Raw genomic sequence first — 24,171 nt, forward strand, 5'->3', positions numbered from 1 at the left:
CTCACACTAGGGGGATGACTGGTATTGTTGACGATAGGCAATGTATAGACCTTCTAAGAAGTCCTCAGCACTGAGGGCAGGCCAGTTGGCAGGATAGGTGGGCAGCAACAGGGGTTCTAATTGCTGGCGCAGCTCTTGAGCCGCTTGATAACGACCCACAGGACTCAGGCGATCGCGACTGTTGAGGTAGTTCCGGACTAGGAGATAGTGTTCAGGGGTCATCTGTTCCCAATGGGCAAGCGATCGCAACTCCTGCACCCAAGCCGCCTGTGGTTGCTGAAGAGTTGTAGCTTTAGGAGCCAACCGCATCGCCTGTTCATCTTGAATCACAAGGGTACCCGCCACCATATCTCCCAAGCGTTTTTCTGATCGAGATAACGCCACTAGGAATGGCCCTATACCAAAAAAAGCAAAATCAATGGGTTGGAGTAGACTGCGCAATGTGGCTTCCCGCAAACCAATGGGGCGGCCATTATCCTGAACAACGCGAATTTCTGCATAGCGCTTGCCGGGGGTTTGGCCCTGCCAGTAGGTTTCAAAAAAGATGTAATAGCCGTTGTAGAGGGCAAACATCACCAATAGGTAAATGCCCAAACTCCAAGCTTCAATACTTTGGTTACTGGTGGGTAGCACCTCAATCAGCCACAGGTAAAGGGCGTAGAAGTAGATGTACCCTGCTGCTAGCGAAAAAAGCACAAGCGCCGTGTAGAGAATCACCTGATCAATGAGCCAAGCCAAGACGCGGCTGCCGATTCCCGCAAGGGCAAAGTCCAACTCGATGCTCTCCGGTGTGCGTAGTGTAACCCGCCGCAACCAACGCAGGGGATTCACTGCTTCAGGGCGGACTTGAAACGCTGCTCCTTCATTGCGGACTCGCAGATCCCAGTACAGAACGGCCTTGATCCCTTGCCAGAGGGGCAGGAGCAAAACCGCTACAAAGAGGCCAGCGACGGGAATAATCACCACGCTGTTGATAATACTGCCAAGGAGATTGGCGGGAATCGTTGCAAGGGAAGCAACAAAAAACACCGTTAGGGTATGCCACGCCTGTCCCTGCGTCAGTTGCCAACTGCGCCGAACGGATTTGAGGGGCGTACAGTCGGGTTCAAGGGCTAAGACCACATCAACCAGGGAGAGCCGTACCATGAAGTAGCTAATCACCAACAGCGCAAGGAGGACTAGCAACAGGATACTGAGCAGAAAAGTTAAAAAGAAAAGACTTCTTGCGGGTTCAGTTTGGATATTCTGCTCTAGGAATTGCACTAAAGGGGATCCCACCAAATAAATTAAGTAGCCGATCGCTCCCAAGACCCCGTAAACTATGAGCAAAATGAAACCCACAATCAGCGTTGCTAGCAAGTAATTCAGCATTTTGGGAAAAATGAAACGGCGGGCTTCGGATTCTGATTCCTCAAAGGCAGTGAGGACAGCGTAGATACGGCGGGAAAGCAGCGCACCACTGGCCATTAGCCGGGTCCAACCAAAGAGATAAAAGGGCAAAGCCACGAGAAGACCTATCCCCGGTAACAAGAGCAAGGGAGTGAGAGCATCCATCCCATTGGCGAGAACTCCACCCATAATCAGTGCCACGGCCACGATCAGCACGGCGGCAATGGTGAGCAGAAAAAACCATGCATGGGCAAAAAGGCTCAAAAGAAAATAGCGATTGCCCTGATGACGGTATAGTTCTAAAGCAATCGTGACCACATTGCCGCTAGAGAGAGAATGGGGGATTCGTCCTCGCTGTCGAAAAGGCCACATTCGCGATACCCAACCCATTGGAGATCGAGATGATCCTAGCGTTTGCGCCCATGGGTGCCTACACCACCTTTGTAAAATTTGTTAACATTAGAACAATTTAACCCTTCTTTTCTTCGTTCATCGCTGTTTTTGTTCTGTTCTCGATGGCTGAGGTGTGGACATGGACCCCTCTGGCCGGCTTAGGTATTGGTTACGTTTTGGCCAGTTCAAGGAGCACGTATGGCACTGTACGCAGAACTACATCGGCATTTGGGTGGCTCAGTTGTACCCCGTATTCTTTGGCGGTATTTTCAGCGGAACGATCGCAGCCTTGCTGATCGCTTTCCCGATTATGAGGAATTTGAAACCTTTTATACTCGCCCCCGCCAGTCTCTTGAAGAATACCTCGAACTCCACACCCTTGTGGAGAGTGTGCAAACACCCCAGACATTGCCCTATTTCATTTTTCGCTTGATTCGCGGTGCCTATATTTTTGAAAACTTGGCTTATCTAGAGCTGCGCTATACCCCCTATCTGCGCACGGATCCGCAGCGCTCTGAGAGGGAGCGCATTGAGCAGATGGCCGACATTGTTAAAACGGTGGGACTGGCTTGCCAAGTACCAGAGTACCCGATTGTCACTAGCCAAATTCTCTGCATGCACACGCGGTTACCCTATGCGGTGAACCGTGCCATTGTTGATCTAGCAGCAAGTTTTCCCCAGTTTGTCTGTGGCATTGATTTAGCCGGGGGCGATAGCGTCTATAGCGATCGCATGGCAGAATTTATTGAACTCTACGCCTATGCCCGCGATCGCGGTCTGAAAACCACAGGTCACCTCTACGAAACCGTCAATGGCTGCTATCCCGAATTACTGCCCTACCTGCAACGCATTGGTCATGGCATTCAAATTCCCCTGCGCTATCCAGAGTTGCTCAAGGAAGTGGCCGCAGCGGGTCAATGCCTCGAAGTGTGCCCCACCACCTATTTTCAAACGGGTACCCTTGAGAGCTACGCGCAATTACGTCTAGTTTTTGAACGCTGTTTTGAAGCGGGGGTGGACGTGGCCATCTGTACCGATAACGCGGGTCTGCACAACGTGCGACTGCCCTTTGAGTACGAAAACTTGCTCACCCACGACATCCTCAACTTCAAGGAGTTGCAAGCCTGTCAGGAAGCAGCCTTTCGCCATGCTTTTGCTTGGCCCCATGCGCAACCGCCGACCCTATTGTTGAGTAACCTGCTTCAGGGCAATTCCCCCCAAAATGCACTTGCAGGCTGCGCAATCCAGTAAGATAGGCCTATGAGCAAGATAGAACGCATTACAGGTCGTGGCCTTCCTCTGCGGGGCAACGATATCGATACGGATCGCATTATTCCCGCACGGTTTCTCCGCTGTGTCACTTTTGATGGCCTTGGGGAACACGTTTTTGCTGACGATCGCCAGTCGGGGCAACACCCTTTTGACCTGCCTCAGTACCAAGGGGCACGGATTCTGGTTGTGAATGCCAATTTTGGCTGTGGCTCTAGTCGCGAACACGCCCCCCAAGCGATCGCCCGTTGGGGAATTCAAGCAATTGTGGGCGAAAGCTTTGCCGAGATCTTTGCCGGGAACTGCTTGGCAATGGGGGTTCCCTGTCTGACGGCAGCCCCAGCACAGGTACAGGCTCTGCAAACCCTTTTGGAAGATCAACCCACTACGGAACTGACCCTAGACCTGCAGGTGCTGACTCTGACAGCGGGCGATCAAGTGATTCCCTTAACCATGGCGGAAAGTACCCGCCAAATGCTCCTTTCTGGTCAATGGGATGCCTGTGGTCAACTGTTGGCCAATCAGGACAAAATTCATGAAGTAGCAGCGCGGCTGCCCTATGTGCGCTGGGCAGTTAGTTAAGCCGTCCCAGTAGCCAAAGCCAAGCCCCAAAGAGCCAGCGCCAGCCTTGCCAACGGCGCGATCGCCCCAGTGCAATCACCTCTGGTAAATTAAAGAGCTGGTACACTACCTGTGCCCGTTGCCACTGCCGTCGGCGCAAAAAACGCCACGTTCCCGCCAAGATAAACTGGTGAAAAAAGTCACACTGATACTGCCGCAGTTCCGCTGGTGAGAGAATCGGCAAATCAGCAGCGGCGGCAAAAATATTCCCTAGGGTGGCCAAGGTCTGGGCTTGAAACATCCCCATTGTTAGAGCTTGATCGTGGATCGTGTAGGCAGCGGTGGCATGGGGAACCGTGTAAACCCCCTTCTGGGCAAAGAATCGTAGCCATTGATAGAGATCCGTGGCTTCGCCGTAGGCGGGATCAAAATAGCCCACCTCGTCGAGGAGCGATCGCCGCCAGATCAAGGCTGGAAACCGCACAAACGAGGAATGACGCAGCAATTGCCTAAGGGCCTGAGCCGGGGAGAGCCATTCCTGCCGCCGTGGTATCTGCCGTCGCAAACAGCGTTGCTGCGGATCCACCAAATGTACGCCAAAGAGAAAGACATCAAATTGGCTACCATATTGGACGAGGGTTGCCAGAATTGTCGTGATCCCTTGGGGCAGCAGGTAATCATCATCGTGCAACAGTAGGATAAACTCCCCAGAGGCCTTGGCTAAACTGGCATTCCAATTGGCCACCATCCCCAACCGCTGGGCATTGTGCTGGTAGTGCCACCGACCTGACCATGGAGTGAGTAAATCTGCGACTGCTGTGGGGGTCGCGGAGTCATCGGTAATGATGATTTCTACTTGATCGTAGGGCTCAGGAAGCAATGCTGCCACCACTGAGCGCACCGCTTGCACCAGTCCTTGGGGACGGTTATAGGCAGGAATGCAAACACTCAAGAGTGGGGATCTGTGCCATTTTGACGAACCTGCACAGTTTGCTGCATAATCCATTGGGGTGGTGCGTTAAGTCAAGGGACTCTAGGGAACTGTTTTCGGAGCGATTGCTATGACCTCTGCCACCGTCGATCGCCAACGTTTGCAAGCGGCTTTGGCTTCCCTCAACCTTAGTTTAGACGCAGAACTCACTCAATATCGCTGCCATCGCATGGTACAAGCCCATTCCCCCTTTGAAGCCCCGCCTGTTCCCGAATCTGCGACTCACCCAGAACCAAGTGTCACCCCTACTGCTGCCACAGAGCCGACTTCACAAGCTGTCCCTCCCGTTGCCAGTTCTCTCGCCCTTACCCCTGAGACAGCACTAGCCACCGATGAACATGCCAATGAGGGACTGACCGAACCATTTTTCGCGTTTGATCCCAAAGATTTAGCAGAACTCTTGCCCTCCTCCTATGCCAGTGATCCCCCTGCCCCCCAAACATCCAACCCAACAAAGCGCCCCTTTGCCTCTACCCGTGAGCTACTCAAGCAAGCACGGCAAAACCAGCAGCGTCCTTGGTTCCAGCGGCGTGAAAGCAATAGTCAACATTTAGTGCAACGCTGGTTAATTGTGGTTGGCATTCTGGCCGGCTTTAGTGGCGCAGCCCTGTGGTGGTTCAACCGCCGACCTGCCCCCGTTGCCACTGAATCGCCTTCAACGCCAACAACAGAATCACCCACGCCACCCGTCGGCCCTGATATGACTGCGCGGGAATTTCCCGATGTCAATCGCAGCACCCTTGCCCAACTGGAACCTGCGGCCAGTCCAGCTCCGAGTGCATCACCCACCCCTACGGCCAGCTCAACCTCATCTGAACCTGAAGATACGACACGGCTCTTTGTCGAAAAAAGGCCCAATGGTTACTACTATGTGCTGGCTCCCTACAAGGAACCTGGGGACTTAGAAAAAGTCCAAGCCGTTGTGCCCGATGCCTTTTTGGTGGGTAGGGGCGAGCAACTCAAGATTCAACTGGGGATGTTTGGCGATGAGGCCTCTGCCCAAGCAATGGTCAATCAGTTGCGCGATCGCCTCTAGGGGATAAGCCAGCGATCGCTGGCATTGCCATATCGTTCCTGCCACTGGGACCAAGTGAGATTTTCTCCCTCTAGGCGAAAGGGATAGGCAACTTCACTCCACCAGTGGTTATCCTGCAATCTCAGCGTTTGCAAGAAGGGTTCTCCCTTGAGGGTCGTCAGGAGTCGCTCTTGGCGGCTACCAATCCAATTCCCCTCTAGATGCCAATCTTGAGAGGTCATCGTGATTTCCTCCCCTGTTTCTGGCAGGGTGACGGTTCGAGGCGAAGGATCGCGGACGCCAATTTGTGCCCCTTGGTTTTCCCAAATCCAGTTGTGGCGCAGGGTAACATGGGCAGCTGCCCAGCCAAAAATGCCGGGGGTTTGCAGATAGTTCGGGGCAATGCTGTAGTTATAGGCAATTAGGCAATGTTCAATGGTGACTGGCCCTGTGCCCGCCTCTAGGAAAAGACCAACAACGGCATTGCCGACAAATTGCGATCGCCGAATCTCGACATTTTGATTATCGGTATCAAGCCACAGACCGGCCGCTTGGTTCTCAATGGCGCGGTAGCGATCAAAGACGGCGCGGCGCAAATGAAAGTACTTATCCCCCGCATCCCAATCGTAAAACCCTGCCCATCCCCCCCGCCAATTATTCCCTTGAACGAGCACCTGCTGCACCGTGAAGTCCCGCAAACGCACCCCCGCCATGCCCCGCCAGCCATTTTGCAAAAACTGCGTTCGCTCCACCCGCAGGCGATCGCTCTGGTGACTTTCGAGGCCGCCCCAATTATTTCCCCAAAAAGTACACTCTTTAACCTCAATGTCATGGCTGCGTTCAATGCGCACTGCTTGGGTAAATGTGCCGCCATAGTGCTCAAAGCGTAGCCCCACCAAACTGATAAAACCACTGTCTAAAATGCGTAGAGCCTCACGGTGAACAGCCACTTCTAATTCACTCGGTGAGATGCCCACAGGCAATGCCACATACAGTTGCTGCTCTGCATCATCCACGTAGAAATCATTTCCCTGCAATTCCCTCAATGACAGTTGCTGCCGCAGGGGAGTATCCCGCCACCACACCAGTTCGCCCCGCTGCGCTACGAGAGGTAACTCAATATCAAACGCTGTCCAAGGGTTACCGGAAAAGCCCCAAGCCAGTGTCCAAGGGTGACGGTAAAGGGTGAACTTAGGGGTGCTGGAGACTTCTTGCCAATCTGACCATCGTTGGCTCCCTCGCAAAATCACGCGATCGCCCCCCTGAGCCACCAGTCGCAGGGGCGTCTGCCGATGACGAATCGTTCCCAATGCCTCCCGATAAATCCCGCCATGAATGGAGATCTCTGTGGGGCGATCGTGCGCCTGTGCCCACACCAAAGCAGCAGCAATCGTACGGAAAGGGGTTGGTGGAATTCCCTTGCCGGCATCGCTGGCTTGGGGATCGGTTGGATTGACTTCTAGGGTGAGGGGTGAGGCTGGAACTGCCGCACTTCTTGGTTGCCCAATCAAGCACAAAACAATCACAAGTACAATCAGCAGCGCGTGTTGCCACTTCATCGCCGTACCGGACGGGCTAAATAGGGCACCCAGAGGGCGATCGCTACCACAAAGATCAGCAGCAAGCCAAGGGGCATCTCTATAGATTGCCAAAATAAAAATTTTAGGGACACCGCTTTCGCATTCTGTACGGAAAACAGGGCGATCGCCCCGCTGCTGATCATCCAGAGTACAAAGAGCAAAAAGCGGCGCATTTACTTCCCTTCGGCTTGGCGAATCATCTCCTCCGTCTTATGGTAGCGGTTATAGGTGGAAAACCCCGTAAACATTCCCTTGAAAAAGCGATTCAGTTGCTCGCGGGTACTGGCACTGGCGGTACTCAGAGGTGACGGCAAAAAGCGATCGCCAAAACCAACAAAGACCAAACCAACCACCAGCACAGGCAAAATCAAGTCTTTGACACGCATAGGGCAAACCTCGACAGGACGATGGCGGAATCGAGAGGACGCGCTAACAGAGAGAAAAGATAGCTAGTAATTTCTAATGTGCCGCAGGATTATCAATAATTTTCAGCTCATGCAAAAGAGGGCGATCGCGGTTAGGAAAAGGCCACGACAAGGATTGTCAACAAAAATGTCAATAAATAAACATGAACCGTGAAAATACCCATGAAATCTCTGGGAAAGTTGTTGCTACTATAGTAGGCAAGCCCTCGAGACCCCAACGCGCCCTATGGTCAACACATCATCATCTTCCTCTCGTAAAGCACTTACCGTGCGCGGCAGAGCCGCTAGCCCCACAGAGCGAGCCATTGTTGCCTCCGGTTACGCCAGTATCGATCAGGTGCGGGAAGCCATGAACACCGCCCGCAAAATGGGCAAGTCCCTCGTAACCGTGTTGCAGGAAATGACGGGCACCACCATGCCCCCCGATGTGTTACGCCAGTACCACAAGCAACAGCTGTTTGAACTCAAAGTGATTTACGGGGTTGATTGCCTCGATCCCGAACTCAACCGTTTCCCCACCGAGCAAATCGAGGAACTGATCAACACGATTGTACCGATTGACACCTGCCGCACCTACCAAGTCATCCCCATTGCCAAGCACCTCGACGCCGATCCCCCCTATCTGCTCGTGGCGATGGTGGATCCAGATAACCTCCAAGCCATTGACAACCTCACCCGCTTACTCCGCGCCCACAACCTGACCCTCAAGCGGATGGTGATCACCCTAGAAGATTATCAACGCCTCATTGACCCGATTCTCAACAAACAGGTGGCTGAAACCGCCGCCAGCAAAAGTGCCCCGGCCGCAATCGGTGACATCAACATCGAAGAAGACATCGAAGCCATGGGCGGCCTCGAAGAACTGGAAGGGGAGCAAGAGGTTGACCTTGCTGAAGCTCTAAGAGGGGCAGAAGATGCACCCATTATTGCCCTTGTGAATAAAATTTTGGCCAAAGCCCTCACCGAAGGGGTGTCCGACATTCACATCGAACCTCAAGAGGAATACCTTCGGATTCGTTTCCGCAAAGATGGGGTACTCCACCAAGCCTTTGACCCCCTGCCAAAGAAGATCGTACCCGCCGTGGTTTCCCGCTTCAAAATTTTGGCTGACCTCGACATTGCCGAGCGGCGTGCTCCCCAAGATGGTCGTATCCGCAAAATGTTCCAAGGGCGACGGGTGGACTTCCGCGTGAATACCCTCCCCAGCCGCTGGGGCGAAAAAGTGGTATTGCGGATTCTCGATAACTCCGCCACCCAACTGGGTCTCGACAAACTGATTACTGACCCTGAGAGCCTTGCCATTGTGCGGGAGATGACCAAGCGCCCCTTTGGCCTCATCCTCGTTACAGGTCCCACTGGTTCAGGGAAAACCACCACACTTTACTCAGCGCTTGCTGAATGTAATAGTCCCGGTGTCAACATCAGTACAGCGGAAGACCCCATTGAATACACGCTCCCCGGCCTGACACAGGTACAGGTTATTCGCGAAAAAGGCATGGACTTTGCCTCCATTCTGCGTGCCTTTCTCCGCCAAGACCCCGATGTGATCCTGGTGGGGGAAACTCGCGACAAGGAAACCGCAAAAACCGCTATTGAAGCCGCCCTGACGGGTCACTTGGTGTTGACTACTCTGCACACCAACGATGCCGCCAGTGCCGTTGCCCGTCTCTCAGAAATGGGGATTGAACCTTTTATGGTCTCTGCCTCCCTGATTGGCGTTGTGGCTCAGCGACTCATGCGGCGAGTATGCAGTGAGTGTCGCATTCCCTATACGCCCACCCGTGAGGAACTGGCACGCTTTGGCTTGTCCGCCTCCAAAGATGTCAACCTGACCTTCTACAAAGCCAATAAACTCACACCCGAGCAGATTCAAGCTGCCAAAGCCAGTGGCCAGCCGATTTGCAGCAAGTGTGGCGGTGTTGGCTACAAAGGGCGCTGTGGGGTCTATGAAATTATGCGGGTGACGGAGCGCCTCCAAAGCCTGATTACTGAGGGTGCCCCCACGGAGCGGATCAAGGAAGCGGCCGTTGAAGAGGGCATGAAAACCCTGTTGGCCTATAGCCTGAACCTTGTCAAAGAAGGCGTCACCACCCTCGAGGAAGTAGAGCGCGTCACCTTTACGGACACGGGTCTCGAATCAGAACTCAAGGCCAAACGTAAGAGTTCTTTAACCTGCCGTACCTGCGGTGCCGAGGCCCAGCCCGAATGGTTAGAATGCCCCTATTGCATGACACCCCGCTTTGTGGATTAACAAGATTATTAATGTCAGTGATGAACTTTCGTGTTGTTGACCAAACTGCTTAGACGAGGAAGACCCTATGGAGCTAATGATTGAAGACCTAATGGAGCAAGTGGTGGCCAATGGTGGCTCTGATTTGCATATCTCCGCTGGCATACCCCCCTACATTCGCATTAGCGGCAAATTAACGCCGACAGACTATGAGCCACTCACCCCAGAGCAATGCCAGCGCCTGATCTTCAGCATGCTCAACAATACCCAACGCAAGCACCTAGAGCAAAACTGGGAGTTGGACTGCTCCTATGGGGTGCGAGGGTTAGCACGGTTCCGCGTCAATGTCTATAAGGATCGGGGTACCTATGCTGCTTGCTTGCGCGCTTTGAGTTCCAAAATTCCGACGTTTGAGCAGTTGGGATTGCCCAACATTGTCCGCGAAATGAGTGAGCGGCCACGGGGCTTGATTCTGGTGACCGGGCCCACGGGATCAGGGAAAACCACAACCTTGGCGGCGATGATTGACTTGATCAACAGAACCCGCGCTGAGCATATCCTGACGATTGAAGACCCCATTGAGTTTGTCTATGAACCCATCAAGAGCCTGATCCACCAACGGCAGGTGGGGGAAGATACCAAGAGTTTTGCCAATGCCCTGCGGGCAGCGCTGCGGGAAGACCCCGATATTATCCTTGTGGGTGAGATGCGTGACTTGGAAACAATTCAGCTTGCCATCTCAGCAGCGGAAACCGGTCACTTGGTCTTTGGTACGTTGCACACCAGTTCAGCGGCGCAAACCGTTGACCGTATGGTGGATGTGTTCCCGCCAGAGCAGCAGCAGCAAATTCGCGTCCAGTTGTCCAACTCGTTGGTGGCCGTCTTTAGCCAAACGCTGGTTCCTAAGAAAAATCCCAAGCCCGGTGAATTTGGGCGGATTATGGCGCAAGAGATCATGGTGGTGACCCCTGCTATCTCCAACCTGATTCGCGAAGGCAAGACCTCGCAGATTTATTCGGCAATTCAAACGGGGGGCAAGCTAGGGATGCAAACCCTCGAAAAAGTCTTGGCGGATTATTATCGTGCGGGCATCATCACCTATGAAGCAGCAATGGCCAAGTCCTCGCGTCAGGACGAGCTGCAACGTCTTATTGGTACGGGTACATCTGCGGCAGCAGCACGCTAGTTAGCAATTATTGATAAAGAGAAGGGGTATTGAGTCATGGCAACCTATGAAGTGCGGATACGGGATGCCCAAGGCAAGTACAAGACCGTCCGCGAGGAAGCTTCGACACCACGGGAAGCACGCATGGCCTTGCAATTGCAAGGGGTACAGGTTCTAGAGGTCAAGGAGGCCAAAAAACTCACCCTCAAGTCAGACCTCGACCTCAGCTTCCTCTCGAAAATTACGGTGAAGGATCGGGCAATTTTTGCCCGGCAGTTTGCGGCACTGGTGAATGCAGGCGTGGCCTTGGTGCGCGGGATCGGTGTATTGGCGGATCAATGTACCAACCCGAAACTGAAAAAAATCCTCATGGCTGTCAACAATGATATTCAGCAGGGAAGTAGCCTAGCTGATGCCATGCGCCCCCATCCAGAGGCCTTTGATAATCTGTTTGTGGCCATGATCCAAGCGGGGGAAACGGGGGGGGTGCTCGATGAGGTGCTCAACCGTCTCTCGAAGTTGCTGGAGGATCAAGCCCGCCTCAATAACCAAATCAAGTCCGCTCTGACCTATCCCGTGGTGGTGGGTCTGCTAGCGGTGGGCATTTTCTTAGGGATGGTGATTTTCCTCATTCCTGTGTTTGAGGGTATTTTCAAACAGTTGGGGGGGGAATTGCCCGCCTTTACGGCCATGATGGTGGCGCTTAGTGAATTCCTGCGCACGCCTCAGTATATGGCGTTGTTGATTATCTGTGTGGTGGGCTTGGTATTGGGGATTCGCTTTTATTACAAGACTCCGGCTGGTCGGCTGATGATTGATGGCTTGCTGTTGAAGCTACCCCTCTTTGGCGATTTGGTGGAAAAAACAGCGGTGGCACGGTTCTGCCGCACGTTTGGTTCGCTGTCCCGTTCAGGGGTGCCGATTTTGCGCTCCCTTGAGATTGTCAGTGCTACAGCGGGTAACCAAGTGATCTCCAATGCCATTGACCGTGCTGCGAAGGAAGTCCAGACAGGGGGAATGCTCAGTCTGGCCCTGCAACAGGAACGGGTGTTTCCAGTTCTGGCGACCCAGATGATTAACGTGGGCGAAGAGACAGGGGAACTGGATAAGATGCTAATGAAGGTGGCCGACTTCTATGAAGATGAAGTGGAACAGGCAGTGAAGTCCCTGACAAGTGTGATGGAACCCTTGATGATTGCGGTGCTAGGGGGTATGGTAGGGTCAATTCTGGTGGCGATGTACCTGCCCATGTTCAAGATCTTCGATCTGGTCAAGTAAGCCTTGCCATGGCACATCTGTCCCCGTCGCGAACCCACTATGACATTCTCGAGGTGGCACCCACAGCCTCGTTGGCGGAGATTCGCCGTGCCTATCGGGAAAAGAGTAAGCTCTACCATCCTGATACGACGACGTTGCCGGTGGCGATCGCCCGCGAAGAGTTCCATCGCCTCAATGAGGCCTATGCAGTGCTGACCAACCCAGAACAACGGCAGTGGTATGACTTGCAATTACGCCTGCGGGCGCAGTCAAAACAGTCAAGCACGACAGGGATAGGTGCCTCTTCTCGATCTCAGGGGTCTGTGCGTTCTACTGCTGTGCCACCCGACGATCGCCCCCTCTCGCCGGGGGAGCTATTTGCTCTGTTTATCTTGGGGGTCACCTTTGTCGGCTGTCTGGTTCTGGCGGTGATTGTCGGTTTGTCCCAACAGGGGCAAGAATGGATCTTGCAAATTGTCAGTCGCATCTCAGAACTTGGATGAATACGCTGCCTAACCCCCAAACCCCCCTCTACAACCATGCCCTGCCGCAAATTGAAGCATGGCTACAGCAAAAGGGCTGTGTGCGAGACGAAACGGATATCCACTGTTGGGAGTTAGAGTGTCCCCAGTGGTCAGCTCGGATTTGCTTGGATATTGAAGAACTACAGGTGGTCTATCACGATCGCCTTGAGGGCAGTGTGATTCAGCGTGCTTTTAAGTACTCCTGCCCCCGTGCCGAGGTGGAAGAAGCCATTTTTGCGGGTCCCTAAATCCCCACGGCCATCATAACCGGCATTGCAGGGGCTGCCTCTTGGCCAGCTTGATTCTTGATCCGCTTCAGGCCAAAAATCCAGAGGATTTGATCTTCAATGGCTGCTGCTTGCGCTTTTGCCCCTGCTTTCAACAGCAGTTGATGGGTCATCATCAGCTTCTCAATTTCAGCCACTTGGGTGCGGACTTCTTCTTCATCCAAATAGAGACTCTCGAGCACCGCATTCAAGTCTGCTTCGGGATCGGCCACTAAGCAAGCCCCTTCCACCGCCACGGATTTAAGCTGTCCTTGGTACTGTCGCAACAGACGGCGAATGGTGTAGGCAGTAACAGGCAATAATTTTGTCATGTTGTGTTCCCCCAACTACTCTATCGGCATCTTATGAATTGATTTGAATTGATTCCCACTGTCCACTTCCACCCATGGGCAAATTTTGTGGGGGATCAGCAGGGGATATAACTGCTCGTAAAGGATTGATTAACCTTACATTATTATTCTACGAACTTCGTAACTTGGGGATCATGCGTAATTTCACGGAAAAGCGCTTTTAGATGTGATTTAGATCACGAAAGTCATGACATTATGGACATTTGAGGACATTGTAAATTTATGTCAAGAAACTATAGCTGTTAACAACATGTAACAAAGCCATTTATCGCGGCTGTCGGAGTTCCTGAATGCTATCGCAAATCTGCTGAAGGGCAAAATCAACCTCTGTCTCTGTAGTGGTGCGCAATAGGCCAAAGCGCAGCGAGGCACGGGCAAGGGCGGGCGATCGCCCCAAGGCGAGGAGGACATGGGAAGGAGTTGGTTTTTCGCTACTACAGGCTGCCCCTGTTGAGAGGGCAACGTGGGGATAAATGGAACGCAGGAGGGTATTACCCTCAACTCCACCAATACTGACATTGAGACAGTTGGGCAAACTCTGCTGCCAATCCCCATTGAGATAAATCTCCCCAAGGGAGGCCAACCCCTGCCACAGCCGTTCTTTAAGACGCCATAGATGGGGAATATCGGTGCCTTGCCGTTCCTGAGCCAGTTGTACCGCCGTGCCAAAGCCGACAATCAGGGGAGTGGCCAAAGTGCCTGATCGCCAGCCCTGTTCTTGATGACCGCCGTGGAGTTGAGGTGCCAGTTGCACTCGGGGGCGATCGCGCCGCACATAGAGGACACCAATGCCCTTTGGCCCGTAGAGTTTATGGGCAGTGAGGGACATGAGATCCACCTGAAGCGCCTGAACATCCAAGGGAATTTTGCCCAAGGCTTGAGCGGCATCGGTGTGGAAGAGTACCCCGCGATCGCGACAGCGGCGACCAATCTCGGCCAAGGGTTGGAGCACCCCAATTTCATTATTGGCGGCCATCACGGACACTAAGATGGTCTCATGGGTAAAGGCTTGCTCTAACTCAGCTAGATCAATGAACCCTTTCTCATCCACCCCCAGATAGGTCACCTGAAAGCCAAGGGACTCTAAATAGCGACAGGGAGCGAGCACCGCATTGTGCTCCGTCTGCACGGTAATGATATGGCGACCGCGACTGTAGTAGGCTTCAGCCACCCCCTTGATCGCCAAGTTGTCTGCTTCAGTAGCACCACTGGTGAAAATGATTTCTTCAGGATGGGCATGGATGGCTGCGGCAATCGTTTCACGGGCAAGATCAATGGCGGCGGCTGCCTCCCAACCGTAGGCATGGGCACGATTACTGGCATTGCCGGGGCGATCGCTAAAATAGGGCAACATTGCGGCTAGCACTTGCGGATCAACGGGTGTGGTGGCCAGTCCATCTAAATAAATTGGCTTCATGGCAAAACCTCCGAGTAACCCCTGCATGGGGAGAGCGCTAACTGCAACACCTTTGAAAACCTCTGAATTATGGGGGGCAAATCAGGGAATCAAATGCTAGCCCACTCTAGGTTTCCCACTGTTGGGTGTGTTCGAACCTTGTGAAAAGGGCTGTATATTAATAATCACCTACCCAGGGTTGGCCGAGCGGATGAGGCAGCGAACTCATAATTCGCCATAGGCTGGTTCAACTCCAGCACCCTGGATCTTTTAATCCAGTCAACGCCAATCTAGCGATCGCCTTCCGCTAAACTGAAAGAAGTTTCGTGTCGCAAATTTTGCCATGAGTAGCACCTATAAACCGCAACAGGCCTCCGACAAAAATCTTGAAGCCATGCGCAAGTTTGCGGAAACCTATGCCAAGCGCACAGGAACCTACTTTTGCTCAGATTTAGGGACAACGGCGGTTGTTCTCGAAGGATTAGCCAAACATAAGGACGACTACGGCTCTCCCCTGTGTCCCTGCCGCCACTATGAGGATAAAGAAGCAGAGGTAGCAGCAGCCTACTGGAACTGCCCCTGTGTGCCCATGCGCGAACGGCGGGAGTGTCACTGCCTTCTCTTTTTAACTGCGGATCATCCCTTTGCGGGTACAGCTCAGGAGATTTCTTTTGAGCAAATCCGTGAGGAAACCAATCGCTTTACGGTTTCTTAGTATTCCAGTGTCACCACACTTGTATCGCTGTCGATGCCCGCAGGCACAAACTACCGAGTGGGGATGCGACCAAAAATTTCAAGGGTTGTAAATGTAGCTGCACCACTCACAAGTATTTAAGAACAACCTACGCCAATGATAATCGAGCCATAGGTTAAATATCACCATCCGCAGTCAACAGGGCCTTGTAGAGTCCGGGTCGGCGATCGCGAAAGAAGCCATAGGCCGCCCGTAGGCGCTCAATTTCCTCTAAATCAAATTTATGAATAAGCACTGCTTCTTGGGTGCGATCAGCCTCGGCCACCAGATCTCCCCTTGGATTGGTAATAAATGAACTGCCATAAAATACTTGCCCCCCCTCATCACCCACACGGTTCGCTGCCACCACCGGAATCACATTTGCCACGGCATGGCCAACCATCACCCGCTGCCAAGGGTCTTTGGTGTCCAGTGTGGGATCCTGGGGTTCACTACCAATGGCAGTGGGATACACGAGCACTTCTGCCCCCATGAGGGTCATTACCCGTGCAGCCTCTGGAAACCACTGATCCCAACAGATGCCGACACCGATTTTGCCGTAGCGGGTACGCCAGACTCGAAAGCCTGTATTTCCGGGGCGGAAGTAAAACTTTTCCTCATAGCCGGGGCCATCGGGAATATGACTCTTGCGATAGACACCGAGGTTGACGCCCCCCGCATCAATCATGGCCACACTGTTGTAATAGACGGTGCCCGCCTTTTCAAAAAAGGACACGGGAATCACCACCTCCAGTTCCCGCGCCAAAGCCTCAAAGTGGGCAATTGTTGGGTGGTTTTTCACGGGGTGTGCCCGCTGAAAGTGAATCTCCCGCTCTTCCTTACAAAAATAGTGACCCTCAAATAGCTCGGGCAGGACAATGACCTGTGCCCCCTGCCGATGCGCCTGCCGCACTAGATCACTGAGGTGCAGAATATTAGTCTCAACATCGTCGGTCAGTTGAGCTTGAATGGCAGCAATGGTCAATGTTCTCATAGTTCCTGTTGAGTAATGCAATGGAAGGCGCCTCCCCCTTCTAAAATTGTCCGTGCGGGAAGGCCAACGGTTTTGCGACGGGGAAAGAGCTGGGCGATCGCCTCAACGGCTTTGGCATCCGCTTCGACACCATAGGTGGGGACGACAACAGTGGTATTGGCGATATAAAAATTGACATAGCTAGCGGGTAAAATCTCCCCCTCTCGACTCGTCACCCGCCCCGGCGAAGGCACTGGGATTACCTCTAGGGAGCGCCCCTTTGCATCCGTTAGCGTTTGCAACTGCTCATAAATCGTCAACAGGACATCGTAGTTCGGATCCTCAGGGCTGTCGGGCAACATACAAACCACGGTTGCCGGAGCCACAAAACGCACCAGCGTATCGATGTGACCATCAGTGTGATCGTTGGCCAGTCCCGATTCAATCCAGAGGATTTTGCTCACGCCAAGGGCGGTCTTGAGGCGGGCTTCTACTTCTTTGCTGTCTAAATAGGGATTGCGGTTCGGGTCAAGGAGGCACTGGCGGGTGGTGAGGCAGGTTCCTTCGCCATCTACTTCGATCGCCCCCCCCTCCAAGAATAACGGCACTGCCCCATAGGGGACGCCGATGGCTATAGCAAGGCGCACGGCCAAGTCACTATCGCCGGGGAGTTGATACTTCTTGCCCCAACCATTAAAAGGCAAACAGAGGAGTCGGCGCTCCCCCACCTCATTGATTAAGCCCACAGGCGCTGTATCCCGCAGCCAAATGTCACCAAAGGGGAGTTGATAAAACTCTGGATTCAGATCCCCAAGGTAAGAACGGGCGGTGGCTTCTCCCGCCTCATCCAGCACCAGAATTTTCAGTTGCTCCCCCCGACATTGCCCTGTTACGGGATCAGGGTCAGCGATCGCGCGACACAGCGCGGCAAATTCTAAACGCACCTGCGGTAATAACTCACCCCACAAATCCTCGTGACTGGGGAAAGCTAACCAACAGGCGCGATGAGGCAGCCACTCAGCCGGCTGAAAAAAGGGGGACATGGAGAGCGCTTAGCTCTTTTTGTTGGCTTTGGGTGCAGGTTTAGCGGCGGCTTTTTTCCCCTTAGCAGTTTGCTGGGCTTTGGTACTGCTATATTTGCGGCGGAAGCGTTCCACCCGCCCTTCAGCATCGACAATTTTCTGGGTGCCTGTGAAGAAGGGGTGGTTGCCTGACCAGATATCCACGTGCAGTTCCGGTTTCGTGGAACCAACGATCATGACCACTTCACCATCGCAATAGACTTTGGCTTCGGGATACCACTGGGGATGGATGTTGGGTTTTGGCATAGGAGTTTCACCATAAACGAGAAGGAAAAAACAGAAATCTTAGCGTTTTGAGTATTGGGGGGCTTTGCGAGCTTTGCGCAGACCGTATTTACGCCGCTCCTTGGCACGGGGATCGCGGGTGAGATAGCCTTCCGTTTTCAGAGGCTTGCGGTTTTCGATGTCCAGTTGACACAGGGCGCGGGCAATCCCTAAACGAATGGCATCCGCTTGCCCCGTCAGACCACCCCCCGTGGCATTGACATAAATATCGTAGCTACTTTCTAGGCCAAGGGTTTCAAGGGGGGCCTTCACCAAGTTGAGATAGGTGGGGTTGTTTTGCAGGTAGTCAGCCCCATTGCGGCCATTGATCAAGAGTTGACCGCTACCAGGGATCAGGCGTACCCGTGCCACCGCCGACTTACGGCGACCGGTTCCCAAGTAAACTACCCGCTTAGACTGATCAGCAATCTGCATCATTAGGCTCCCGGAATCGTGTTAATGGTCAAAGGCTGGGGTTTTTGCGCTTGATGGGGATGCTCTGGCCCAGCATAAACTTTCAGCTTGGTAAAGAGTTTACGGCCAAGGGAATTTTTCGGCAGCATCCCTTTGACGGCGTGCTCAATAATTCGCTCGGGAATGCGGGCTTGCAGTTGATCAAAGGTTTCAATTTTCATGCCGCCGGGGCGTCCCGAGTGACGACGGTAGAGTTTTTGGGAGCGTTTTCTGCCGGTGACGCTGACTTTCTCGGCATTGATGACAATCACAAAGTCACCCGTGTCCATGTGGGGGGTGTAAATGGCTTTGTTTTTGCCCCTGAGAATGCGGGCAATTTCTGCAGCTAGCCGACCCAACCGTTGATCAGCGGCATCAATGACATACCACTGAGGCACAAGGTCATCCACGGCGGGCAGTGGTGTCTTTATGGTACTGGTCATCACAAACTCCATGGTTCTATGCAATGGACAATTCAGGGGTAATGGAGGCTAACTGAAACTGGGGCATCGCTTCAGTGCACAGGGCAAGGGGGAAAGGCGATTCAGGATAACCCACCGCCAATAGACAAAGACCCGTAGGGGGGGCTGCATACTTGACAAGGTGGCGTTGCTCCTGCTGCCAAATTTCCGTAAAACTGGCGGGCGATCGCTGGCCTTGCCCCACCTGTACCAAGAGTCCCACTAACAGGCGCATCATGCCGTAGAGAAACCCCGAAGCTTGCACCTCAATTTCCACAAGGGCACCGCGCCGCTGGCAGCTCACCGCCTGCACCTCCACCCAGGAATGGGCACGATTGGAGCCAGACCGGTGAAAGGCGCTGAGGTGATGTCGCCCCAACAATGGCTGAAGCACTGCTGCCATTTTTTCCACATCCAAGGGGGCATAGTAGTAGTGCCATGTCCAAGGGCGCAGAAAGATATTGGGGCAGGGATCGGTATAGAGGGTATAGCGATAGCGACGCCACAGCGCCGAGAAACGGGCATGCCACTGATCGGGCACCACCGCCGCCGCACGAATCACCACATCGGCGGGCAACCGAGCATTGAGAATCCCCGGCCAACGATGAACAGGAATGGGCGAGTTGACCGTGACATGAGCCACTTGACCAGCGGCATGAACCCCTGTATCGGTGCGACCTGCTGCAACAACAGAGACGGGATGATTGACAACGCTGGCGATCGCCTGCTCAATCACCTCCTGCACCGTGCGCTGTCCCACCTGCCGTTGCCAGCCGTGGAAATAAGTGCCTTGGTACTGAATAAGCAGTGCCAAGCGTTGGCTGCTCTGAGGAGGTGCGATCGCCGTCATCATTGCCTGCTACACCAGTTCAATGACCGCCAATTCGGCATTATCACCCCGCCGCCGCACACTGCGGATAATGCGGGTATAGCCACCGTTGCGATCGCCATAGCGCTCTGGGGCCTGGGCAAACAGAGCATGCACCAGTTGCTTATCGTAGAGATAGCCAAGGGCACGCCGCCGTGCCGCCAAGGAGCCATCCTTTGCCAAGGTGATCATGCGCTCCGCCTCTGCGCGTACGGCCTTTGCCCGCGCTTTGGTGGTGGTAATGCGGCCGTGGCGAATTAATTCAGTGGTCAATGCCCGCAGCAGTGCTTTTCGTTGATCGGCTGGCAGTCCTAGCTGGGGAACCCGACGTTGGTGACGCATAGACAAACCTCATTCAATCTCTCTAGTTACGGGCCGCTTTTTGGGGTGGTAGCGTAATTCCCAAGTGTTTTTGCAGTGCTTCGATCACTTCCTCGGCAGACTTTTGACCAAAGTTTTTGATCTCCAGTAGCTCTTCTTGGGAATACTCAAGGAGGTCAGCGACCGTATTCACTTGGGCACGCTTGAGACAGTTGTAGGCGCGCACCGACAAATTGAGTTGCTCAATGGGAATTTGTCCCGTTTCATCATGCTCATCGGTGGTGGTGGCCTCGGCGGTGTGCAGGGGCACTTCCTTCAAGGGGCTAAAGAGATCCACGAGAATCGTTGCCGCCTGATTGAGGGCATCTTGGGGGGTCAAGCTGCCATTCGTCCAGATTTCCAGTTTTAGATAGTCTTGGAGCTGGCGATCGCCCTCTGCACCGGCACTGCGCACCGAATCAACGGTGTAGTTCACCCGCCGCACCGGCATAAAGACCGCATCCAATTGCAGATAGTCCAGGGCAAGGCGATCGTCCCGTACCCGCTCCACTGAGCGATAGCCGCGACCCTGCTCAATCTTGAATTCCATCTCCAAGGTTGCCCCCGGCATCAGCGTGGCAATATAGTGGTTGGGGTTGACCACCTCCAGTTCAGAGCCAAGTTGCACCATACCAGCAGTGACCGTCAATGGCTCATTCTCAGGGGCTTGGGCAAAAAGGCGACCCATTTGGGGTTCTGAGGTGTGGCTGCGAATCACCAACTGCTTCATTTGCAACAAAATGTCCATGACATCTTCGCGCACACCGGGAATTGTTGAAAACTCATGATTCACACCGGCAATGCGCACTGCTGTCACGGCACTACCGGGTAAGTTGGCAAGAAGAACCCGCCGCAGGGCATTCCCCACCGTAATCCCTTGACCGGGGACGAGGGGGTGCAGCGCAAATTGGCCGTACTGCCCCTGATCTTCCTCAACCCGTGTTTCCAAACATTCAATTTGATATGCCATAGCTGTGCTCCCAAGTGACCCAAACCAACCTAAACCCGCCGCCGTTTGGGGGGACGGCAACCATTGTGGGGAATGGGGGTCACATCCCGAATGAGGGTAATTTCTAGACCTGCGGCTTGCAACGCCCGAATCGCTGTCTCGCGACCGGAGCCGGGACCGCTCACCATGACCTCAATTTGCCGCATCCCCTGATCAATGGCACGGCGAGCCGCATTATCAGCAGCCGTTTGAGCTGCAAAGGGTGTGCCTTTTTTAGCACCTTTGAAACCACTGGAGCCAGCAGAGGCCCAAGCAATCACCTCACCATTGGGGTCGGTAATTGAGACAATCGTGTTGTTAAATGTGGACTGAATGTGGGCAACGCCACTGGGGACATTGCGCTTTTGCTTACGAGGGCCAGAGCGTTTTGCAGAGGGTGCCATAATCTATCCAAACCGTGAATCAGGTAGCAGGAGCGGAAAAACTTATTTCTTAGCAGCGGGTTTTTTCTTACCAGCCACAGTGCGGCGACCACCACGACGGGTGCGAGCATTGGTACGGGTGCGCTGACCACGAACCGGCAATCCAAGGCGATGCCGCCGCCCCCGGTAGCAACCAATGTCCATGAGCCGCTTAATATTCATGGCCTCGAGGCGGCGCAGATCCCCTTCCACTTGATACTCGTCAATCGCAGCCCGCAGTGCCGCAATATCGGCATCCGTCAAATCGCGGGTGCGGGTATCTGGGTTAACACCCGTTTTTGCCAAGATTTCTTTGGAGCGGGACAAGCCGATGCCATAGATGTAGGTGAGGGCAATTTCAATGCGTTTGTCGCGGGGTAAATCAACACCAGCAATACGAGCCATGAATCTAGTTCCTATGTGTGCAACAACAGTGGGTTACCCTTGGCGCTGCTTGTGCTTCGGATTGGTGCAGATCACCATGACCCGGCCACGCCGCCGAATAACGCGGCATTTCTCACAAATACGCCGTACCGATGCTCTTACTTTCATATCAGTTGCTCATCTAGTCGCAAATTTTACATTTTAGCAGAGTGGCCAACAAAGATCAAATTACTTTTTGCGCAGACGATAGGTAATCCGCCCCTTGGTCAGGTCATAGGGGGTCAATTCCACCTTCACGCGATCGCCCGGCAAAATTTTGATGTAGTTGCGGCGAATCTTGCCGGAAATATGGGCAAGGACATTAAAGCCATTGTCCAGATCCACCCGAAACATGGCGTTGGGCAATGACTCGGTCACTGTCCCTTCAATTTCAATGGCATCCTGTTTAGACACGGTTCACCTCCCCAATACGTGCTTGAATGGCAGCAGTTACCTCTTCGATCGTACATGTTCCATCAATGTGCACAAACTTGGGATGACTCATGTACTGTTGAATCATCGGTAGGGTTTCCCGCTCATAGACCTGTACCCGCTTGAGGATGGTTTCAGGAGTATCATCGGAGCGCTGCTGACCGTTGACAGCTTGCTTAGCGCGATTGAGGGCGCGTTCCTGGAGAATCGCAGCGGGCACATCTAAGAAGAGCAAGTAATCGTAGTCTTGATGAATGCTTTTGAGCATCTCCTCAAAGACCGCTGCTTGTGCCACGTTGCGGGGAAAACCGTCCAAAAGCCAACCCGCAGCCGTATCTGGCTGTTGCAAGCGATTGGCCACCATATCCACAATTACCTGATCCGGTACCAGTTCACCGCGATCCATGTAGCTTTGAGCCTGTTGACCGAGGGGGGTGCCCGCAGCTCGCTCTGCCCGCAGAATATCCCCCGTGGAAATGTGGGGAATCCCTAAGAGCGTGGTCAGAATTGCTGCCTGCGTCCCTTTGCCCGAACCAGGGCCACCAAACAAAATTAAACGCATTACTGCTTCACCATCCCCTCATAACGTTGTGAAATCACATAGGTTTGAATTTGTTTTGAGGTGTCAATAGCCACGCCCACCAAGATCAACAGGGAGGTCGCCCCCAGCCCTTGAAATGTTGTTACTTTGGTTGCACTCTCGACTGCCGTGGGAATAATCGCCACCAGACCCAAAAAGATCGCCCCTAGGAATGTCAAGCGGTTGAGAACTCGCTCTAGGTAATCAGAGGTGGCTTTGCCGGGTCGGATTCCCGGAATACTGGCGCCCATTTTTTTCAGGTTTTGGGACATATCCACAGGGTTGACCACCAAGGAGGAGTAAAAGTAGCTAAAGAAGAGAATCAACAGCAAATAGAAAATCACGTATAGCCACGGTGTCGGCCCTGCCGGAGAAACATAACTCGCAAATCGTGCCACAAGTTCGTTGCGGCTAAACTGCGCTAAGGTCGAAGGCAGAATCAGTACTGCTGAAGCAAAAATGATCGGCATCACCCCCCCTTGGTTTAAGCGCAGGGGCAGGTAACTGGTTTGCTCGCGGTAGAGTTTGCGCCCCACTTGGCGACGTGCCGAAACAATGGGGATGCGGCGGGTGCCCTCTTGCACAAAGACAATGCCGACAATCATGGCCAAAAAGACGGCCACCAGAATAACGATGCCGCCAATATTGCCACCACTTTCCGCAAGGGCGATTGTCTGACCCACCGAGGCAGGTAAGTAGGCAACAATGCTCAAAAAGATCAAGAGCGAAGCCCCATTACCTACACCCCGCTCAGTAATCAATTCGGAAATCCACATCACCACCATTGAGCCAGCGGTCAGACCAAGGACAATTTCAGCAACAAACCACGCCCCGGGATGCAAAGCCGCACCGGGAATTGAACTCACAAAAATGGCAATGCCAAAACTTTGCAGAACTGCCCAGCCCACAGCGACGTAGCGAGTAATTTGGGAAATTTTGCGGCGGCCGGCTTCCCCCTCATCCTTTTGTAGCCGCTCCAAGGAGGGGAGAGCGGCAGTCAGCAATTGCATGATGATGGAGGCATTAATATAGGGCAGGATGCCGAGGGCAAAAATCCCAAGGGCAGAGAGGCCACCGCCTGAAAAGATATCGAGGAAGCGAATCACGGCATTATCTTGCACGCTCTGGGCAAAAACGGCGCGATCAATCCCCGGAATAGGTAGATAGATGCCAAGCCGTACCAAGATGAGTAGTCCAATGGTGATCAGGAGTCGCCTCCGCAGACCAGCCGCTTGAGCCATCTGCATAAAGGTTTCTTGGGCAGTGGGTGCCTTGCCGCGATTCACAATCATATTGGGGT

At 53.5% G+C, this 24,171-nt stretch carries 30 protein-coding genes and 1 tRNA gene; 10 read left to right on the forward strand and 21 right to left on the reverse strand.

Features of this window, described 5'->3' with window-relative positions:
- Positions 1–6 precede the first annotated feature (6 nt).
- Positions 7–1,761: an RDD family protein gene (locus IGQ15_RS06330; protein ID WP_297049873.1), complete on the reverse strand. Its 1,755-nt coding sequence runs from the start codon at positions 1,759–1,761 to the stop codon at positions 7–9.
- A gap of 219 nt (positions 1,762–1,980) precedes the next feature.
- Here IGQ15_RS06330 and IGQ15_RS06335 point away from each other — a divergent pair, with 219 nt between their 5' ends.
- On the forward strand, positions 1,981–3,033 hold the full coding sequence (locus IGQ15_RS06335) for an adenosine deaminase (protein WP_297049875.1): 1,053 nt from the start codon (positions 1,981–1,983) through the stop codon (positions 3,031–3,033).
- 9 nt (positions 3,034–3,042) lie between these two features.
- The gene (gene leuD / locus IGQ15_RS06340) at positions 3,043–3,633 is read left to right on the forward strand and encodes a 3-isopropylmalate dehydratase small subunit (RefSeq protein WP_297049878.1); all 591 of its coding nucleotides are present in this window, start codon (positions 3,043–3,045) and stop codon (positions 3,631–3,633) included.
- Here leuD and IGQ15_RS06345 read toward each other — a convergent pair.
- Positions 3,626–4,564: a glycosyltransferase gene (locus tag IGQ15_RS06345; protein WP_297049882.1), complete on the reverse strand. Its 939-nt coding sequence runs from the start codon at positions 4,562–4,564 to the stop codon at positions 3,626–3,628. The genes leuD and IGQ15_RS06345 overlap by 8 nt on opposite strands.
- Positions 4,565–4,673: 109 nt before the next feature.
- On the opposite strand from IGQ15_RS06345, the gene IGQ15_RS06350 reads away from it, so the two are divergent.
- The gene (locus tag IGQ15_RS06350) at positions 4,674–5,639 is read left to right on the forward strand and encodes a hypothetical protein (protein WP_297049885.1); all 966 of its coding nucleotides are present in this window, start codon (positions 4,674–4,676) and stop codon (positions 5,637–5,639) included.
- Here IGQ15_RS06350 and IGQ15_RS06355 read toward each other — a convergent pair.
- Genes IGQ15_RS06355 through IGQ15_RS06365 form a run of 3 tightly spaced genes read right to left on the reverse strand, consistent with a single transcriptional unit; the run spans position 5,636 to position 7,584 of the window.
- On the reverse strand, positions 5,636–7,177 hold the full coding sequence (locus IGQ15_RS06355; protein WP_297049888.1) for a right-handed parallel beta-helix repeat-containing protein: 1,542 nt from the start codon (positions 7,175–7,177) through the stop codon (positions 5,636–5,638). The two genes, IGQ15_RS06350 and IGQ15_RS06355, sit on opposite strands and share 4 nt — an antisense overlap.
- Positions 7,174–7,371 carry a lipopolysaccharide assembly protein LapA domain-containing protein gene (locus IGQ15_RS06360; protein ID WP_297049890.1) on the reverse strand — a complete coding sequence of 66 codons (198 nt, stop codon included), beginning with the start codon at positions 7,369–7,371 and terminating at the stop codon, positions 7,174–7,176. The genes IGQ15_RS06355 and IGQ15_RS06360 overlap by 4 nt, the downstream gene beginning before the upstream one ends.
- Positions 7,372–7,584 carry a hypothetical protein gene (locus IGQ15_RS06365; RefSeq protein ID WP_297049892.1) on the reverse strand — a complete coding sequence of 71 codons (213 nt, stop codon included), beginning with the start codon at positions 7,582–7,584 and terminating at the stop codon, positions 7,372–7,374. It abuts the gene before it with no gap.
- Between the two features lie 265 nt (positions 7,585–7,849).
- Here IGQ15_RS06365 and IGQ15_RS06370 point away from each other — a divergent pair, with 265 nt between their 5' ends.
- The 5 genes from IGQ15_RS06370 to IGQ15_RS06390 all read left to right on the forward strand — a co-directional run bounded on the left by IGQ15_RS06370 (position 7,850) and on the right by IGQ15_RS06390 (position 13,047).
- Positions 7,850–9,874: a GspE/PulE family protein gene (locus IGQ15_RS06370; RefSeq protein ID WP_297049895.1), complete on the forward strand. Its 2,025-nt coding sequence runs from the start codon at positions 7,850–7,852 to the stop codon at positions 9,872–9,874.
- Positions 9,875–9,941: 67 nt separating this feature from the next.
- Positions 9,942–11,039, forward strand: coding sequence for a type IV pilus twitching motility protein PilT (locus tag IGQ15_RS06375; protein WP_297049897.1), 1,098 nt, complete (start codon positions 9,942–9,944; stop codon positions 11,037–11,039).
- Positions 11,040–11,075: 36 nt separating this feature from the next.
- Positions 11,076–12,296 (forward strand): type II secretion system F family protein, encoded by a 1,221-nt coding sequence (locus tag IGQ15_RS06380; protein ID WP_297049900.1) that lies wholly within the window; start codon positions 11,076–11,078, stop codon positions 12,294–12,296.
- Between the two features lie 8 nt (positions 12,297–12,304).
- Positions 12,305–12,778, forward strand: a complete 474-nt coding sequence (locus tag IGQ15_RS06385; RefSeq protein WP_297049903.1) for a J domain-containing protein — start codon at positions 12,305–12,307, stop codon at positions 12,776–12,778.
- The gene (locus IGQ15_RS06390; protein ID WP_297049905.1) at positions 12,775–13,047 is read left to right on the forward strand and encodes a DUF3143 domain-containing protein; all 273 of its coding nucleotides are present in this window, start codon (positions 12,775–12,777) and stop codon (positions 13,045–13,047) included. The genes IGQ15_RS06385 and IGQ15_RS06390 overlap by 4 nt, the downstream gene beginning before the upstream one ends.
- Here IGQ15_RS06390 and IGQ15_RS06395 read toward each other — a convergent pair.
- On the reverse strand, positions 13,044–13,397 hold the full coding sequence (locus IGQ15_RS06395) for a hypothetical protein (protein WP_297049908.1): 354 nt from the start codon (positions 13,395–13,397) through the stop codon (positions 13,044–13,046). The two genes, IGQ15_RS06390 and IGQ15_RS06395, sit on opposite strands and share 4 nt — an antisense overlap.
- A 304-nt stretch (positions 13,398–13,701) precedes the next feature.
- Entirely contained in the window at positions 13,702–14,853 is a 1,152-nt protein-coding gene (locus tag IGQ15_RS06400) for an aminotransferase class V-fold PLP-dependent enzyme (RefSeq protein ID WP_297049910.1), read from the reverse strand.
- A 172-nt stretch (positions 14,854–15,025) separates the two neighbouring features.
- Here IGQ15_RS06400 and IGQ15_RS06405 point away from each other — a divergent pair.
- Positions 15,026–15,098: transfer RNA gene (locus IGQ15_RS06405), tRNA-Ile, on the forward strand.
- Between the two features lie 77 nt (positions 15,099–15,175).
- Positions 15,176–15,547: a ferredoxin-thioredoxin reductase catalytic domain-containing protein gene (locus tag IGQ15_RS06410; protein ID WP_297049913.1), complete on the forward strand. Its 372-nt coding sequence runs from the start codon at positions 15,176–15,178 to the stop codon at positions 15,545–15,547.
- A gap of 154 nt (positions 15,548–15,701) precedes the next feature.
- Here the strand turns inward: IGQ15_RS06410 and aguB are convergent, their stop codons facing one another.
- From aguB to secY, 14 genes are read right to left on the reverse strand one after another with little or no spacing between them, the layout of a single operon-like run.
- A complete protein-coding gene (gene aguB / locus IGQ15_RS06415; RefSeq protein ID WP_297049915.1) occupies positions 15,702–16,559 on the reverse strand; it encodes an N-carbamoylputrescine amidase in 858 nt (285 codons plus the stop codon).
- Positions 16,556–17,581, reverse strand: a complete 1,026-nt coding sequence (locus IGQ15_RS06420) for an agmatine deiminase family protein (protein ID WP_297049918.1) — start codon at positions 17,579–17,581, stop codon at positions 16,556–16,558. Before IGQ15_RS06420 ends, aguB begins: the two co-directional genes overlap by 4 nt.
- Positions 17,582–17,590: 9 nt before the next feature.
- The gene (gene rpmE / locus IGQ15_RS06425) at positions 17,591–17,866 is read right to left on the reverse strand and encodes a 50S ribosomal protein L31 (RefSeq protein WP_297049920.1); all 276 of its coding nucleotides are present in this window, start codon (positions 17,864–17,866) and stop codon (positions 17,591–17,593) included.
- A gap of 39 nt (positions 17,867–17,905) precedes the next feature.
- On the reverse strand, positions 17,906–18,319 hold the full coding sequence (gene rpsI / locus IGQ15_RS06430) for a 30S ribosomal protein S9 (protein ID WP_149817876.1): 414 nt from the start codon (positions 18,317–18,319) through the stop codon (positions 17,906–17,908).
- Between the two features lie 2 nt (positions 18,320–18,321).
- Entirely contained in the window at positions 18,322–18,780 is a 459-nt protein-coding gene (rplM, locus tag IGQ15_RS06435; protein ID WP_297049923.1) for a 50S ribosomal protein L13, read from the reverse strand.
- 16 nt (positions 18,781–18,796) lie between these two features.
- Positions 18,797–19,651, reverse strand: coding sequence for a tRNA pseudouridine(38-40) synthase TruA (gene truA / locus IGQ15_RS06440; protein WP_297049925.1), 855 nt, complete (start codon positions 19,649–19,651; stop codon positions 18,797–18,799).
- 6 nt (positions 19,652–19,657) lie between these two features.
- On the reverse strand, positions 19,658–20,008 hold the full coding sequence (gene rplQ, locus IGQ15_RS06445) for a 50S ribosomal protein L17 (protein ID WP_297049926.1): 351 nt from the start codon (positions 20,006–20,008) through the stop codon (positions 19,658–19,660).
- 22 nt (positions 20,009–20,030) lie between these two features.
- Positions 20,031–20,996, reverse strand: coding sequence for a DNA-directed RNA polymerase subunit alpha (locus IGQ15_RS06450; RefSeq protein WP_297049928.1), 966 nt, complete (start codon positions 20,994–20,996; stop codon positions 20,031–20,033).
- Between the two features lie 29 nt (positions 20,997–21,025).
- A complete protein-coding gene (rpsK, locus tag IGQ15_RS06455) occupies positions 21,026–21,418 on the reverse strand; it encodes a 30S ribosomal protein S11 (RefSeq protein WP_011055959.1) in 393 nt (130 codons plus the stop codon).
- Positions 21,419–21,460: 42 nt separating this feature from the next.
- The gene (rpsM, locus tag IGQ15_RS06460; RefSeq protein WP_297049932.1) at positions 21,461–21,841 is read right to left on the reverse strand and encodes a 30S ribosomal protein S13; all 381 of its coding nucleotides are present in this window, start codon (positions 21,839–21,841) and stop codon (positions 21,461–21,463) included.
- 33 nt (positions 21,842–21,874) lie between these two features.
- Complete coding sequence (gene rpmJ / locus IGQ15_RS06465) at positions 21,875–21,988, reverse strand: 50S ribosomal protein L36 (RefSeq protein WP_011055957.1); 114 nt, start codon at positions 21,986–21,988, stop codon at positions 21,875–21,877.
- 60 nt (positions 21,989–22,048) lie between these two features.
- Positions 22,049–22,273, reverse strand: a complete 225-nt coding sequence (infA, locus tag IGQ15_RS06470) for a translation initiation factor IF-1 (protein ID WP_011055956.1) — start codon at positions 22,271–22,273, stop codon at positions 22,049–22,051.
- The gene (locus IGQ15_RS06475; RefSeq protein WP_297049935.1) at positions 22,266–22,853 is read right to left on the reverse strand and encodes an adenylate kinase; all 588 of its coding nucleotides are present in this window, start codon (positions 22,851–22,853) and stop codon (positions 22,266–22,268) included. Before IGQ15_RS06475 ends, infA begins: the two co-directional genes overlap by 8 nt.
- Positions 22,853–24,163, reverse strand: coding sequence for a preprotein translocase subunit SecY (secY, locus tag IGQ15_RS06480; protein ID WP_297049936.1), 1,311 nt, complete (start codon positions 24,161–24,163; stop codon positions 22,853–22,855). Before secY ends, IGQ15_RS06475 begins: the two co-directional genes overlap by 1 nt.
- Between the last annotated feature and the right edge of the window lie 8 nt (positions 24,164–24,171).

The organism is Thermosynechococcus sp. M98_K2018_005, assembly GCF_015295825.1.
Lineage (GTDB): Bacteria > Cyanobacteriota > Cyanobacteriia > Thermosynechococcales > Thermosynechococcaceae > Thermosynechococcus.

What these genes read in the sequence shown, in the direction of transcription:
- IGQ15_RS06330 (WP_297049873.1), bottom strand. Translation starts at nt 1,761, where the DNA reads ATGTGGCCTTTTCGACAGCGAGGACGAATCCCCCATTCTCTCTCTAGC.
- IGQ15_RS06335 (WP_297049875.1), top strand. Translation starts at nt 1,981, where the DNA reads ATGGCACTGTACGCAGAACTACATCGGCATTTGGGTGGCTCAGTTGTA.
- leuD (WP_297049878.1), top strand. Translation starts at nt 3,043, where the DNA reads ATGAGCAAGATAGAACGCATTACAGGTCGTGGCCTTCCTCTGCGGGGC.
- IGQ15_RS06350 (WP_297049885.1), top strand. Translation starts at nt 4,674, where the DNA reads ATGACCTCTGCCACCGTCGATCGCCAACGTTTGCAAGCGGCTTTGGCT.
- IGQ15_RS06355 (WP_297049888.1), bottom strand. Translation starts at nt 7,177, where the DNA reads ATGAAGTGGCAACACGCGCTGCTGATTGTACTTGTGATTGTTTTGTGC.
- IGQ15_RS06360 (WP_297049890.1), bottom strand. Translation starts at nt 7,371, where the DNA reads ATGCGCCGCTTTTTGCTCTTTGTACTCTGGATGATCAGCAGCGGGGCG.
- IGQ15_RS06365 (WP_297049892.1), bottom strand. Translation starts at nt 7,584, where the DNA reads ATGCGTGTCAAAGACTTGATTTTGCCTGTGCTGGTGGTTGGTTTGGTC.
- IGQ15_RS06370 (WP_297049895.1), top strand. Translation starts at nt 7,850, where the DNA reads ATGGTCAACACATCATCATCTTCCTCTCGTAAAGCACTTACCGTGCGC.
- IGQ15_RS06375 (WP_297049897.1), top strand. Translation starts at nt 9,942, where the DNA reads ATGGAGCTAATGATTGAAGACCTAATGGAGCAAGTGGTGGCCAATGGT.
- IGQ15_RS06380 (WP_297049900.1), top strand. Translation starts at nt 11,076, where the DNA reads ATGGCAACCTATGAAGTGCGGATACGGGATGCCCAAGGCAAGTACAAG.
- IGQ15_RS06385 (WP_297049903.1), top strand. Translation starts at nt 12,305, where the DNA reads ATGGCACATCTGTCCCCGTCGCGAACCCACTATGACATTCTCGAGGTG.
- IGQ15_RS06390 (WP_297049905.1), top strand. Translation starts at nt 12,775, where the DNA reads ATGAATACGCTGCCTAACCCCCAAACCCCCCTCTACAACCATGCCCTG.
- IGQ15_RS06395 (WP_297049908.1), bottom strand. Translation starts at nt 13,397, where the DNA reads ATGACAAAATTATTGCCTGTTACTGCCTACACCATTCGCCGTCTGTTG.
- IGQ15_RS06400 (WP_297049910.1), bottom strand. Translation starts at nt 14,853, where the DNA reads ATGAAGCCAATTTATTTAGATGGACTGGCCACCACACCCGTTGATCCG.
- IGQ15_RS06410 (WP_297049913.1), top strand. Translation starts at nt 15,176, where the DNA reads ATGAGTAGCACCTATAAACCGCAACAGGCCTCCGACAAAAATCTTGAA.
- aguB (WP_297049915.1), bottom strand. Translation starts at nt 16,559, where the DNA reads ATGAGAACATTGACCATTGCTGCCATTCAAGCTCAACTGACCGACGAT.
- IGQ15_RS06420 (WP_297049918.1), bottom strand. Translation starts at nt 17,581, where the DNA reads ATGTCCCCCTTTTTTCAGCCGGCTGAGTGGCTGCCTCATCGCGCCTGT.
- rpmE (WP_297049920.1), bottom strand. Translation starts at nt 17,866, where the DNA reads ATGCCAAAACCCAACATCCATCCCCAGTGGTATCCCGAAGCCAAAGTC.
- rpsI (WP_149817876.1), bottom strand. Translation starts at nt 18,319, where the DNA reads ATGCAGATTGCTGATCAGTCTAAGCGGGTAGTTTACTTGGGAACCGGT.
- rplM (WP_297049923.1), bottom strand. Translation starts at nt 18,780, where the DNA reads ATGACCAGTACCATAAAGACACCACTGCCCGCCGTGGATGACCTTGTG.
- truA (WP_297049925.1), bottom strand. Translation starts at nt 19,651, where the DNA reads ATGATGACGGCGATCGCACCTCCTCAGAGCAGCCAACGCTTGGCACTG.
- rplQ (WP_297049926.1), bottom strand. Translation starts at nt 20,008, where the DNA reads ATGCGTCACCAACGTCGGGTTCCCCAGCTAGGACTGCCAGCCGATCAA.
- IGQ15_RS06450 (WP_297049928.1), bottom strand. Translation starts at nt 20,996, where the DNA reads ATGGCATATCAAATTGAATGTTTGGAAACACGGGTTGAGGAAGATCAG.
- rpsK (WP_011055959.1), bottom strand. Translation starts at nt 21,418, where the DNA reads ATGGCACCCTCTGCAAAACGCTCTGGCCCTCGTAAGCAAAAGCGCAAT.
- rpsM (WP_297049932.1), bottom strand. Translation starts at nt 21,841, where the DNA reads ATGGCTCGTATTGCTGGTGTTGATTTACCCCGCGACAAACGCATTGAA.
- rpmJ (WP_011055957.1), bottom strand. Translation starts at nt 21,988, where the DNA reads ATGAAAGTAAGAGCATCGGTACGGCGTATTTGTGAGAAATGCCGCGTT.
- IGQ15_RS06475 (WP_297049935.1), bottom strand. Translation starts at nt 22,853, where the DNA reads ATGCGTTTAATTTTGTTTGGTGGCCCTGGTTCGGGCAAAGGGACGCAG.
- secY (WP_297049936.1), bottom strand. Translation starts at nt 24,163, where the DNA reads ATGATTGTGAATCGCGGCAAGGCACCCACTGCCCAAGAAACCTTTATG.